The sequence below is a fragment of the Psychrobacter maritimus genome, assembly GCF_904846345.1.
In the GTDB taxonomy this organism is placed as follows: domain Bacteria; phylum Pseudomonadota; class Gammaproteobacteria; order Pseudomonadales; family Moraxellaceae; genus Psychrobacter; species Psychrobacter maritimus.
This window is the reverse complement of sequence record NZ_CAJHAJ010000001.1, coordinates 119,747-133,792: the sequence shown is the minus strand read 5'-3', so window position 1 is coordinate 133,792 and position 14,046 is coordinate 119,747. Positions and strand designations below refer to the sequence as shown.

9 protein-coding genes are annotated in these 14,046 nt (G+C 42.8%); all 9 read left to right on the top strand.

Going from position 1 to position 14,046, the window contains the following annotated elements; all coding sequences use genetic code 11:
- Positions 1-138 precede the first annotated feature (138 nt).
- A complete protein-coding gene (locus JMX50_RS00500; protein WP_201628038.1) occupies positions 139-1,569 on the top strand; it encodes a lipocalin family protein in 1,431 nt (476 codons plus the stop codon).
- Between the two features lie 440 nt (positions 1,570-2,009).
- The gene (locus JMX50_RS00495) at positions 2,010-3,455 is read left to right on the top strand and encodes a glyceraldehyde-3-phosphate dehydrogenase (RefSeq protein ID WP_201620204.1); all 1,446 of its coding nucleotides are present in this window, start codon (positions 2,010-2,012) and stop codon (positions 3,453-3,455) included.
- A 349-nt stretch (positions 3,456-3,804) separates the two neighbouring features.
- Complete coding sequence (gene cgtA / locus JMX50_RS00490; RefSeq protein ID WP_201565473.1) at positions 3,805-5,019, top strand: Obg family GTPase CgtA; 1,215 nt, start codon at positions 3,805-3,807, stop codon at positions 5,017-5,019.
- Between the two features lie 140 nt (positions 5,020-5,159).
- On the top strand, positions 5,160-6,332 hold the full coding sequence (proB, locus tag JMX50_RS00485; protein WP_201625671.1) for a glutamate 5-kinase: 1,173 nt from the start codon (positions 5,160-5,162) through the stop codon (positions 6,330-6,332).
- A 289-nt stretch (positions 6,333-6,621) separates the two neighbouring features.
- On the top strand, positions 6,622-7,758 hold the full coding sequence (gene hemE, locus JMX50_RS00480) for a uroporphyrinogen decarboxylase (RefSeq protein ID WP_201628037.1): 1,137 nt from the start codon (positions 6,622-6,624) through the stop codon (positions 7,756-7,758).
- 330 nt (positions 7,759-8,088) lie between these two features.
- A complete protein-coding gene (gene argC / locus JMX50_RS00475; protein ID WP_201628036.1) occupies positions 8,089-9,156 on the top strand; it encodes an N-acetyl-gamma-glutamyl-phosphate reductase in 1,068 nt (355 codons plus the stop codon).
- Between the two features lie 103 nt (positions 9,157-9,259).
- Positions 9,260-10,156, top strand: coding sequence for a hypothetical protein (locus JMX50_RS00470; protein ID WP_201628035.1), 897 nt, complete (start codon positions 9,260-9,262; stop codon positions 10,154-10,156).
- A 158-nt stretch (positions 10,157-10,314) separates the two neighbouring features.
- Complete coding sequence (locus JMX50_RS00465) at positions 10,315-10,722, top strand: ATP-dependent Clp protease adaptor ClpS (protein WP_201565456.1); 408 nt, start codon at positions 10,315-10,317, stop codon at positions 10,720-10,722.
- A 698-nt stretch (positions 10,723-11,420) separates the two neighbouring features.
- Positions 11,421-13,985, top strand: coding sequence for an AAA family ATPase (locus JMX50_RS00460; protein WP_201628034.1), 2,565 nt, complete (start codon positions 11,421-11,423; stop codon positions 13,983-13,985).
- Positions 13,986-14,046 lie beyond the last annotated feature (61 nt).

The window sequence follows — 14,046 nt, the reverse complement described above, 5'->3', positions numbered from 1 at the left end:
TTATAACCGCATTTAATTTTCAGTTATTCTTCTTTTGTATTGATAGTGAGTATTGAAAATTATTTTGCACTTATCTGCTAAACAGAGAATTTGATCATAAAGAATTTTTAACTATTACTATTAATAAATGGTACTCCTATGAAAACCAATAAGTTACCTAAGTCAGCATGGTCTGATTCTCAGGCAGCTGGTTCTCAATCGCAGCAGACTGGCCAGTCAAGTCAGCACTATCTTGGAAAAGACTGTCTTGAAAAAAGCTACCTTAAGAAAGATTATCTAGTTAAACGTCATCTTAAAGCGGATAGCGCTTTACAAACAGGTTATGCCAGTAATGACGCTAGCTATCATTATGACCACTTTGACAGTGCTAACGACTATGACAGTGCTAACGAAGAATATTCCAAGCATTTAGCGACAGATACGTCAGCACATGACAGTTATTTTGGCTACAAACGCGTTGAAAAAAGCCTTGCCGAGGCAACAGAGTCTGCAATGATTAAGAAGAGCAATCGTAAAGCCAGTAGCAGCAGTCTTGAAGCTAGCGATATGAAAAGCTATCCTAGTACAAATGAGGTGAGTAGCAATAACAATAATAAAAGCTCACAACCTGCTTACGGATATAAAAAAGCCCATAGCTATCAAAAGGTGAAAAAAACAACTGCCATACATATTGATGAAAATGTAGATACCGATACCGATGCAAATACTAAGTCATTAATGCTGCAGTCTATTAAAGGTGATATGGCAACAGGGCAGGCTGATGCTATAAATAGCTTAACTAAAAAAAATGAGTTTAAAACCAATCACTCTAAAACAAACCCCCATCTTTCTTCTGAAACTGCCGACGCAGCGATAACAGAGATACCGGAGCGCATATTTATGAATGGACTTATTAAACACACAGGTATTGCTTTAGCAATTATCATACCGCTGGCGGCGTTTTCAGCTTATGCGGCGACGCCACCCGTCAATACCGCGGCTAAAGCTAATGTGACGGCTAATGCAACGACGGATAAAACCAGCACCGAGACATTAGCCATTAAGCCGAGTGCTATCATTCATAAGTCTGCAAGTGTACCAACCACAGTTGATAGCGTTGATCTGAAAAAATACGCCGGCACTTGGTATGAGATAGGTCGTTTACCGATGTATTTTCAGCGCAATTGTGCCAGTGACGTGACGGCGACTTATGTCGAAAAAACCGACGGTTCAGGCATCAAGGTGATTAACCAATGCAAAGCGCAAGACGGTTCAGGCATTACCGCTGAAGGCTTAGCCAAACCAGCAGATACTACTGGCAGCAAGTTAAAGGTGACTTTCTTACCCTCTTGGATTCGCTGGTTGCCCGTTGGTCGTGCCGATTATTGGATACTCGCACATGATGCAGACTACAAAACAGCATTGGTTGGCACGCCGGATAAAGACTATCTATGGTTGCTAGCGCGTTCACCAAATGTGAGTCAAGAAACTTATGCCAAATACCGCCAGATTGCTCAGCAACAGGGCTATGATTTAAAAGAGTTTAAACTTACCACGCAGACCAATCAAACGGTGAAGTTGGTTCCATAAACGAGCCATTGTCTATTATGACTAATTATCAATTATTAATAGTCTGTTATTGACAGCTAGTTATTGGTAGCTTGTTACTGAAAGCCATTTAAGTATTTTATATTAATCAGGTTTTTACATTGGTTTTAGTCGATTAAAAATGGGACGGTAGCATAAGCTGTTTTTATTTTTTATTAAGTAACTTATAGAGTAATGAATAGCCCAATGAATAGTGCAATGAAAAATGCGATAAGTTGGACAAATTCGGTTATCACTAGCAAAATAGGGCGTTTTAAGCTAAAATCTCCCTTATCTAAAGACTGCGCTGATAAAAACGGTGACGATAACCACTGCCGCAATAGTCGAGCGTTATCGTTTTAGAATCATTACCTAACTTAGTAATGACCTATCTATTTATATTTCTTCATACTTTACTGATTACCTAATTACTGACCATAAGGATGTTTCTCGTGAGCAACGCTGATACCTTACGCCAATTACATCAAGACCACTTGAGCAATTATAACCAACAAGAGCAACAAGCCATTGAGCTGATGGGGCTTTTGAATAAGCTTTATAATGAGCAAGATGTACAAGTGACTTTGTTTGGCGACACGCTAGATACGACTTCTGTAGGTCAAATATTGGCATTGCATCAAAAAGTGGCGCTACGTGAGCAAGATGCCAAATCTATCGATATCGCGGATACGTTAGCGATGGTGAAAGCGCTTGCAGAGAGCAAAGATATCCAAGCGGCGCGTATCGATGTCGGTCAGCTGATTGCTAATGACAGTGATTTACAAGCGGCTTTACAGTCTATTGGTACTGATAAAGGTGCTAGCAATGGCGCAACGGATGTCGTGCTATATGGTTTTGGTCGTATTGGTCGTATCTTAACGCGTCTATTGTTATCACAAGCATCAAGTGCCAAGGGTATGCAGCTAAAAGCGATTGTTGTACGTCCTGCAGCAGCGGGTGATTTGGCCAAGCGTGCTTCATTGCTAGAGCGTGATTCAATCCATGGTAGCTTCGCTGGTGGTGTGGTTGTTGACAATGAAAACAATGGTTTGATTATCAATGGCCGCTTTGTGCAAGTTATCTATGCCAAAGACCCAAGCGAGATTGATTATACTGCTTATGGTATCAAGGATGCATTGGTCATTGATAACACGGGTATCTGGAAAGATGAAGCCGGTCTTGGCAAACACTTACAGTCTACTGGCGTGAAAAAAGTATTGCTAACTGCTCCTGCAGGCGGCGATATCAAAAACGTCGTCTATGGCGTAAATAACGATACCGTTGGCGATGACACTATCGTCAGTGCAGCCAGCTGTACGACTAACGCCATTACCCCCACGTTAAAAGTTTTAAATGATGAATACGGTATCGAAAACGGTCACGTTGAAACCATTCACTCGTTTACTAACGATCAAAACTTAATTGATAACTATCATAAAGCCGATCGCCGTGGCCGCAGTGCGGTATTGAATATGGTTATCACCAGTACTGGCGCGGCAAAAGCAGTTGGTAAAGCACTACCAGAGCTGAGCGGTAAATTAACCGGTAATGCTATTCGTGTACCAACGCCAAACGTCAGCTTAGCCATTTTGAACTTAAACCTTAAAACTGCGCCAGCTAGTGCTGATGCGTTAAATGAGTTTATGCGTAAAGTTTCTAATAGCAGTCAGTGGCAAACACAGATTGCTTATACGGATTCTACTGAAGCGGTATCGACTGATTTTGTCGGTGATACGCATGTCGGTATCGTCGATGCCCAAGCAACGATTTTGACCGATAACCATGCTATCGTTTATATTTGGTATGATAACGAAGTAGGCTATAGCACGCAGGTATTACGTTTGGCAACGCAAATGGCTGGCATCAGCTATACGCAAATTCCAGCGTAAAACATTGCACGGCTACTATTTTAGCTGCTTTTATTTAGATGAAACAGCTATACGAAAGTAAGTTTTATCCTAGATAAATCGGTGTAAATGGTTAAAGGTAGTATTCAAACACCCGATAGTCCGAATGGTTATCGGGTGTTGTTGTCATAATAAATGCTAAGTTAGAGTGGCATTACATTCTAACTGGCACACTTTTTAAAGAAGTTTTATAAACTCGAGATATTTTATAGTTATTAATTTTTATAATTATTAAGTTTTTCACAATTACCCAAACATATAGCTACAACCTAAAATACAGTCGTTGACTGTAACCAGTTTTTAAACTGGATGGTAAATAAAGGAACGTAAGATGCGATTTATTGATGAAGCCGTCGTAACGGTAAAAGCAGGTGACGGTGGTAACGGAATCGCCAGTTTTCGCCGAGAAAAGTATGTCCCACGCGGTGGCCCTGATGGTGGCGATGGTGGTAAGGGCGGAGATGTCTATGTCATTGCAGAAGACAACACCAACACCTTAGTTGACTATCGTTATACCCGTCGTTATGACGCCATGCGCGGTGAAAACGGTCATAGTAAGAACTGTGCTGGTAAAGGTTCTGATGACATCTATTTGCCAGTCCCAATTGGTACGACTGTGGTCGATACTGAAACTGACGAAGTACTAGGTGATTTGATTGAGCTTGGTCAAACTTTACTGATTGCCAAAGGTGGCGATGGTGGTTTGGGTAATACCCATTTCAAAAGCTCGACCAACCAAGCACCGCGCAAAGCCACGTCTGGTTTTGAAGGTGAATTAAAAGTGCTTAAGTTTGAGCTAAAAGTTGTGGCTGATGTGGGTTTAATTGGTTTGCCTAATGCTGGTAAATCGACCTTTATCCGTCAAGTTTCTGCTGCTAGACCAAAAGTGGCCGATTATCCATTTACCACGTTAGTACCAAATTTAGGCGTGGTCGATATCGGTCGTCATCGCTCATTTGTCATGGCCGACATTCCAGGTTTAATCGAAGGCGCTTCAGAAGGCGCAGGACTTGGCATTCGCTTTTTAAAGCATGTCGCTCGTACGCGTCGTCTGTTACACTTGGTTGATGTAAAACCAATCGATGGCAGTGACCCAGTAGAAAACGCCCGTATCATTTTAAATGAGCTTGAGCGTTTTTCACCTGAATTGGCCAATTTGCCACAGATTTTAATCTTGAATAAAATCGATCAGGTTGCCGAAGAAGACCTAAATGAGCTTTGTACTCATATTGTGGCTGAGCTTGGTTGGACAGGTATTGTATTCCGTACCGCGACATTGACTGGCGAAGGCGTCGATGCCGTTAAATACCATTTAATGAATGAGATTGAGCGTGAGCGTGAGCGTGAAATCGAAGACCCTATTTTTGCTGAAGCACAAAAAGAGCGTTTTGAGCGCTTAGAAGCAGAAGTGCGTCTGAATACCGAAGCACAGCGTGAAGCATATCGTGCAGCTCGCAGAGCGGCGCGTGAAGGCATTGACTTAAACGACGATGTAGATGACGACGACCTAGATGATGATGGCGTTGAAGTGGTTTACGTGCCTTAAGTGTATTTTATTTAACTTTATGAGCATTAAGTTCACAAGTTTTAACGTTAGGTGCTTTAAGTTTACGTTCTTTAAATAGGTGTGCGCACAGTTTTTAATTTAATCCCCGTAATCACTTTACACTAGCAACAGGAGTTTATATGGCAGTTGACATAGAGAACACGACCGAAGAAGCAAGGTTTGTTAAGCAAGCTCGCAACTTTGATATTCAGCGCGTTATTGTCAAGATTGGCTCATCGTTATTAACCAATAATGGGCGAGGGCTTGATCGAACTGCCATCTACGAGTGGGCAAAGCAGATTGCCAAGCTGCATAAGCAAGGCGTCGAAGTGTTACTAGTGTCATCAGGTGCGGTTGCTGAAGGCGTGGTACGCATGAATCTTGATGAGCGTCCTAGGAAACTGGCGGCGCTACAAGCTTGTGCGTCTATCGGTCAGATGGGCTTGATTGAAACTTGGTGGTCAGCGTTGATTCAGCACGGTATTCAAAGCTCGCAGCTGCTACTGACACATGATGATTTGTCTAATCGTAGTCGCTATTTAAATACCACGGGGGCGTTGACGCAATTATTAGAATGGCGCGTGCTGCCAGTGATTAATGAAAACGATACCATTACCATTGACGAGATTAAATTCGGCGATAATGATACCTTAGGCGCGATGGCAGCGGCGATGGTCAATGCTGATTTATATATTATCTTAACCGATCAAGAAGGCGTCTTTACCGATAATCCCCGTAATAATCCTAATGCCAAAATGATCCGCCAAGAGCGGGCGATGGCTGATTATTTATTTGATATCGCCGGTGATGGCGGCAAACTTGGTCGCGGCGGTATGCTGACCAAAATCCGTGCCGGTCGCTTGGCTGCGATGGGCGGTTGTCCGACGGTCATCGTGAGTGGCGCTATCGACGATGTTATTACTCGCGTGGTATCAGGTGAAGCCGTCGGTACGTTATTGACCACCAATGACGAAGATAAAATCATTGCACGTAAACAGTGGCTAGCGGCACATTTGCGCATGTCAGGTTCTTTGCTTGTCGATGCCGGCGCTGCAAAAGCGGTCGTTGAACATCACAAAAGCTTACTACCGGTCGGTGTGGTAGAAGTCCGCGGCGATTTCGATGAAGGTGATGTGGTTGAGATTGTGCATCAAGATACGGGCGAGCGTATCGCTGTCGGTCAAGTGAACTTCTCATCGCGTGATGCTTGCCGTGTGGCTCGTGAGCGTACGGAGCAGTTTGATAGAATCCTTGGTAACAATGAAGAGCGCGTGGTCATGGTACACCGTGATAACTTAGCGCTGACTATGTAGACCGTTTAAGTTATTTACCCTATTCTATATGTAAGCAAGATAGACATAAGCACGATATTATTGATTAAAGGCTAACAGCAAATGACGCTCTAAAAATCCTAGATATTGTTTCATGAAGGCTAACCTGATGCCTGTTAACCAATCATTTAGCATGTTTGGAATTTTGTAATAGAGTGTCGCTATCTGAGCGTTTTAATATTCTTTTCTTTAACTTATTTTATCCAGCCCTGTTATTCAACTGCTTAACTGTTCATTTGAATAACGATGGGGCTGTTTTGGAGATTTGTACATGAGTGCTTCAGACAATAATAACGCGCTAGAGCAGAATTTTGCGCCTTTAAAGAACGATAGATTGTTACGCGCCTTGCGCTTTGAGCCGATAGATACCACGCCTGTGTGGATGATGCGCCAAGCCGGTCGTTATTTACCAGAATATAAAGCCACTCGCGCTGAAGCGGGTGACTTTATGAGTCTATGTAAAGACACCGCGCGCGCTACCGAAGTTACTTTGCAGCCATTACGTCGTTATGACTTGGACGCTGCGATTTTATTTAGTGATATTTTAACCATTCCTGATGCGATGGGATTGGGCTTATACTTTGAAACCGGTGAAGGCCCAAAGTTTAAACACCCTATTCGTACGCAGGCAGATTTAGATAGATTGCCAGTACTCGATGTCAATGATTCGCTTGATTATGTCATGCGTGCGGTGACAAGTATTCGTAAAGCCTTAAACGGACAAGTGCCATTATTTGGTTTTTCTGGCAGTCCTTGGACGCTAGCGACTTATATGATTGAAGGGGGTAGCTCAAAAGATTATCGCTATACCAAAGGTTTTTTATATAGCAATCCTGAGTTTTTACATCAATTATTAGACAAGTTAGCAACGTCAGTAATCGATTATCTAGATGCGCAAGTGGTCGCTGGGGCGCAAATATTACAGATATTTGATAGCTGGGGCGGGGCGCTTGGCCATCGTCAATTTGTCGATTTCTCTCATGCTTATAATAAGCGCATTGTCGCTGAACTAAAGGTACGTCATCCTGAAATACCAGTGGTATTGTTTACCAAAGGCGGCGGATTATGGCTTGATGTGCAAGCGGATAGTGAAGCCGATGCCTTGGGTTTAGACTGGACGATGCCTATTGATCGCGCCCGTCAAGTCTTGACCGAAAGTCAGCGCCAGTTGACCAAGCACCATAAAAAACTACAAAGTAGCAAAGCCATTCAGGGTAATTTAGATCCTGCGACTTTATATGGTTCGCCTGCGACTATCCGTGCTGAAGTCAATGCCATGCTAGATAGCGCTTATGCCAATGGTGAAAAAACAGGCTATGTGGCAAACTTAGGTCACGGTATTACCCAGTGGGTCGACCCTGATAATGCCAAAGTCTTTATCGATGCGATACATGACTATAAGATTTAATGTCGCTAGTTTTTAAAATTAGTTAACATTAAGAAGCGTAAGTTTATTAAAAGCGATAAATTTAGACGCTATTAAATTTAGACGCTATTAAATTTAGACGCTATTAAATTTAGACGTTATTAAATTTAGACGCTATTAAATTTAGACGCTATTAAATTTAGACGCTATTAAATTTAGACGTTATTAAATTTACACGCTATTAAATTTAGACGTTATTAAATTTAGACGTTATTAAATTTACACGCTATGATGTTTATACTTAGGTGTAGACATTATAGCTATCTACCATTAATTGAGTAAGAAACTGCATAAAAGAAAAAGGGATATCTTATGATTTCAGCAGCGATTGTCGGCGGCACAGGCTATACAGGTATTGAGCTGATTCGCTTATTATCTGCCCATCCTGAAGTGTCTATTGATTTGCTAACCTCACGTAGCGAAGCTGGCACCCGAGCTGATGAGATATTCCCAAGCTTACGCGGCATCTCCGATATCGTTTTTAGCGATTTAGGTGATGAGACGCTAGCGACCTTGCAAAAATGCGATGTGGTATTCTTTGCGACCCCGCATGGCGTGGCAATGAAGCAAGCAGAGGCATTAACGGCAGCCGGCGTAAAGGTCATTGATTTGGCGGCCGATTTTCGCTTGCAGTCATTAGCAGATTTTGAGCACTGGTATCAGCAAGCCCATGCCTGTCCTGAATTATTAAAGACAGCCGTTTATGGCTTACCTGAAGTCAACCGTGAAAAACTTGCCGATGCTTTGGTGGTCGGTAACCCTGGCTGTTATCCAACCACAGCTATCTTGGGCTTAAAACCCATTATCGATGCGCAAAATAAGCAAGCAGAAAGACTGGTTGAATCACGTATCGTTATCGATGCGAAATCTGGCGTTTCGGGCGCGGGTCGTCAAGCAAAGCTTGCCCTTAACTATGCTGAAACCACAGACAATTTCAAAGCCTATAGCGTTGAAGGTCATCGGCATTTACCGGAGATTGAGCAGGGTGTTGCTCAGTTATTAGAGAGTCAATTTAGCCATCGTATCCGTTTTTTACCCCATCTTGTGCCGATGATACGCGGGATGCTCAGCTCTATTCATCTTGAGCTGACGGATGCAGGCGCTGCTATTGATTGGCAGCAAGTATTTGAGACAAGCTACGCTGCAGAACCCTTTGTGGATGTGATGCCAAAGGGTCTTTATCCTGATACGCGCAGTGTGCGTGCCAGCAATCGCCTGCGTATTGGTATCCATCAAAACAATGCGCGTGCCGAGCTGACGGTGATTGTCGTGCAAGACAACTTGGTGAAAGGTGCGGCTGGGCAAGCGGTGCAAAATATGAATGTGATGTTTGGTTTCGATGAATCAATGGGCTTAAACTTTGCCCCTATCGTTCCTTAACAGATGTTTATCTATTATCAAATCCTTCATGTTTATGGCGCTAGGTATTGATTATAAATTCCGCTATAATAACCTGCCCTTACTGTTAAGAGATACTGTCTAAATGCGTTTGAAGAGTGTACTACGCCTTTGCCCACAGCCAGCACGTTTAGCGTGCCAAGACTCTATTTCTTATGATTTGGAGGGTAGTCTGCATCTCTCTTACCCTGATTATCGTAATTGTTATCGTAGTAATACTGCGGCTATCAGTCGCCATGGCATCAGTCAGTCACAGCAAGGTGCGTCTACTTTAGTATTGGCATTATTTGTGGTGGCGATATTGGTAACTGCGGGGGTTGGGCTGTTATTTGGTCATAAGCTTGGCTATCAGCGCGGCTATTATTCGATGCAAACGGAAGCCAAGCAAGCAGTTATTACCAGTAAAGAGGCGACGCAAGAGCTAAAAGATTTACGTCTTAGCAGTAAGATCGCGACCAATGAAGCGGCTACCGCTAAGCAAGAGCTAGAAATAAGTTTGGCAAACCTAAAAGAGCTACGCGAAAATCAGCAAGAACTGACGGTTGAAAACAAACAAGTGGCGCAGCTTAATGAGATATATGCCGAAATCATTAGCGAACAAGGTGGTATGCCATTACAGATACTTGGCGCGAAAATTGAACCTCTACCTGAGAATGCTTTTGAATATGGCTTCGATATTGGTATGCTTGCCAGCGATGGTAAAGCGAAGCGCTTAAAACCAACGTTAACCTTGCTCAATGACGATGACTTTGTAGAAGTGCCATTAGAGCCAGCAAGTTATACCATTGAAGGAATTACGCGAATTCGCGGACGCTTTATGATGCCGTCAGGCTTTAAGCCGTTGCAGGTTAAGCTGAGCTTGCGAGCAGGTGGACAGGAAGTAGAGCAATTATACGATTGGAAGCTTGGCGACAAGGTTGATAATATGCCGCTGTCGTTATTAGACTTACCAGAGGTTGATGAAAGCCCGATTGAACCTTAATCTTTTAAGGTTTGATTGAGAGTTATTGTTTGCATCTTTTACTATTTTTATGTTGCTGTGTCCAATGGCTGGCCTAGTGACATATCAGCATGTCTGCCAATCTTTTTTAATCCCCCTTTATGTTGTTATAAACACACCTATTAATTTGTATTCTAATTATGATAAAACAAACCCTATTACAATCAACGCCCACCGTTGCGGATTGGCATTTCCCCAATATACCGACGCATTTTGCGCAAGATGGCGATCCTGAAGGTGAAACCACACCGCAAGCTGACGTATTAGTGGCAGAGCCAGAAGTGGCAAAACCACCGATGTATGCGGTGGTGATGTATAACGATAACTACACGCCGATGGAGTTTGTCGTTTATGTGCTGCAGTCAGAATTCCGTCATAGTATGGATTCAGCGGTTGAGATTATGCTGACCATTCATAATAGTAGCAAAGGTATTGCGGGTATTTATCCAAAAGACATTGCTGAAACCAAAGCTAAAAAAGTTAATAGCCTTGCGCACCGTGAAGGCTATCCTTTATTGACTCAAATAGAGCCGCATCAAGGCGAATAGTTTTTTAGCACGCTTCTGTGATAAGTTTTCTACATTTTCCCTATTTATATGAACTCTGTTTTTATGTCAATTGCTACTATCTTATTTATACCATTAGCTTTTACCCTTCAAAATGCTTTCTAACCTAGAGAAATAGAGCAAGCCTGATGAGTTATTTAATGGTTTGCTCTAATATATTGACTCACTTTAAGTCTAATGTCTGCAAATTTAGTATCTCGCCAGTTATTGTCTCTTTAATATGTCTAACCCTTTCATTTTAGACTTGATTTTCCTCTGATATAGCCCTATATATTAAAGTATACTCTTGTACACTTAATCTCAGTTTACCCCTCGTTTTTTTAAATCGTTTTAGCATTTTTATCTCTGCTATATTCAACAACCAATCTCGAAAATATACGCTCACATTACTTTATTGCTTATGGTTTTTTGGCTGTATCAATGCTTCTAACAAGCTTGGTGGACACTTCGATACATTTTAATCGGCGTTAATAGATTGACTATCTTTAAGTATCATGTTGATATAAAGGTAAGCTGAAAATAATGTCTACGTCATGGAAGTCGGTATTGAATAACATTGAGTAAAGTCTCTTAATAAACCTAACATAGCCCTTGAACAATCCATCTATCGCCCTGATTTAGTTACTAACTCATTCATAAAGCTATCAATAATAAGATAGGTACAACCGTAGGAAGTCCTTATGTTAAGTCGTCATCTTGAAGTTTCTTTGCGTTTAGCAATGACACTTGCGCGCCAAAAATCGCATGAGTATCTCACTGTTGAACATCTACTACTGGCATTATTAGAAAATACCAATGCTGCCAATACGTTGACTGCTTGCAATGCCAATGTCTCAACCTTGCGTAGCGAGCTTGAAGCTTATATCAATAAGCATACGCCAACGGTCGATGCTGAGACTGAGCAATCACCACAACCGACCCAAAGCTTTGATCGTATCCTGCAACGGGCTATTTTCCATGTGCAGTCTATTGGTGGCGGTCGTCTGGTTGAAGGGTCTGATATTTTGGTATCGATGTTTTCAGAGCATGATACTTACGCCGTTTATTTGCTCAAAAAGCAGGGCATCAGTCGCCTTGAGCTGACTCAGTATTTATCACACGGTCAAGATAAAGACGAGCCATCTGAGCCACGTGCTTCGATGACAGGTGAGCGCCGTAGTGCCTCAGAAAAGACCAGTAAAGATCCCTTGGTCGAATTTGCGACCAACTTAAACCAACGCGCCGCTGAAGGTAAAACCGATCCATTAATTGGCCGTGGCCCTGAAATTGAGCGCGCGGCCCAAGTGTTATGTCGTCGCCGTAAAAATAACCCGTTATTGGTGGGTGAACCGGGCGTGGGTAAAACCTCGATTGCAGAAGGTTTGGCGTGGTTGATTATCAATGATAAAGCACCGAAGCCACTCAACGGCTGCGTGATTTATAGTCTAGATATCGGCTCGCTAATCGCCGGTACTAAGTATCGTGGTGATTTTGAAAAACGCATGAAGTCGCTGCTTGATGCGCTAAAGAAAAAGCCCAATGCAATTTTGTTTATTGATGAGATTCATATGATTATTGGCGCAGGCTCGTCAATGAGTAGCAATATGGATGTATCAAACTTAATCAAACCGGCACTTGCCAATGGTGAGCTGCGCTGCATTGGCTCGACAACCTTTACTGAATATCGTCAGGTGTTTGAAAAAGATCACGCATTGTCACGTCGTTTCCAAAAGATTGATGTGAAAGAGCCAAGTGTTGATGACAGTATCGATATCTTACGTGGGCTGAAACCGCGCTACGAAGAGTTCCATAATGTCGAATATACCGACGAGGCCTTGGTAACGGCCGTTCAATTATCAGCCAAACATATCCACGAGCGTTTTTTACCGGATAAAGCCATCGATGTCATCGATGAAGCCGGTGCGTATAAGCGTTTGGGTATCGTCGCTGATTTGGACGATATTGACGCCGAAGAAAGCTTTATCGCTGATTTAGAGCAAGATTTTGATGCGCAAATCGATGCCGATGAAGAAGGTTTTGAGGGCGTTGATGACGACAGTATTGATGAGATAGGCACGGTCAATGAGATGCAAGACGAAGCAAATGCTGCCAAAGCCAACGATAGAGCAAAAGCTGATGGGTCTAAAAAATCTAAAGGCAAACGTGCACCGATAAAAATTGATGTCGCTGATATTGAAGCTATCGTTGCCAAGCTTGCGCGTATTCCACCCAAATCCGTATCCAGTGATGATAAGAGTATTCTTCAGCATTTAGACCGTGATTTGAAGCACTTGGTGTTTGGGCAAGATGAAGCGATTGAAACCTTAGCCGATGCAATTAAATTATCGCGTGCCGGTCTTAAAGCACCCGATAAGCCAATTGGTTCATTTATGTTTGCTGGTCCTACCGGGGTTGGTAAAACAGAGGTCTCGCGTCAGCTAGCAAACTTATTAGGCGTCGAGTTGGTACGCTTTGATATGTCAGAGTATATGGAAGCGCATACTGCTTCACGTCTGATAGGTGCGCCTCCAGGTTATGTTGGCTATGACCAAGGCGGTTTGCTTACCGAAAAAATCAATCAGCATCCGCATTGCGTGTTGTTGCTTGATGAAATCGAAAAAGCCCATCCAGATGTCTTTAACTTGTTATTGCAAGTGATGGATCATGGTACCTTGACTGATAACAACGGTCGCGTCGCTATCTTTAAGCAAGTGATTGTGATTATGACCACCAACGTTGGTGCGGATAGTATCAGTCGTTCTTCTATGGGCTTCACACAGCAAGACCATAGCCGTGATAATACTGAGGCGCTCAAACGTGTGTTTACGCCTGAGTTCCGTAACCGTCTTGATGCCATCATTCAATTTAATCCACTGGATACCTCTGTCGTCGTCTCTGTAGTCGATAAGTTCTTGGTTGAGCTACAAGTCCAGCTTGATGATAAACAAGTAACGCTAGAGATTGATGATGAGGTACGTGATTACTTAGCGGATAAAGGTTATGATCGCCTCATGGGTGCGCGTCCTATGCAGCGTCTGATTCAAGACGAGATTAAGAAACCATTGGCAAGCATGATTTTGTTTGGCAACTTGGTAAACGGCGGGGTTGTCCATCTGACCTTGGAACCTGAAGATGCTAAAGATCAAGACGGCAATGCGGTTAAGCTTGAGAAAGGGTCAGATAAAGGCTCCTCTGACAGTCGTATTATTCTAACGGTTGTTGAGACACATGAGCCGCATCCAGACTCTGAATCATTAGCCAGCTAGGCAGTTTTTGCTGTTAGTATCATAAGAATGGTTACTGCGTTATAAAAACGGTTACTGCGGT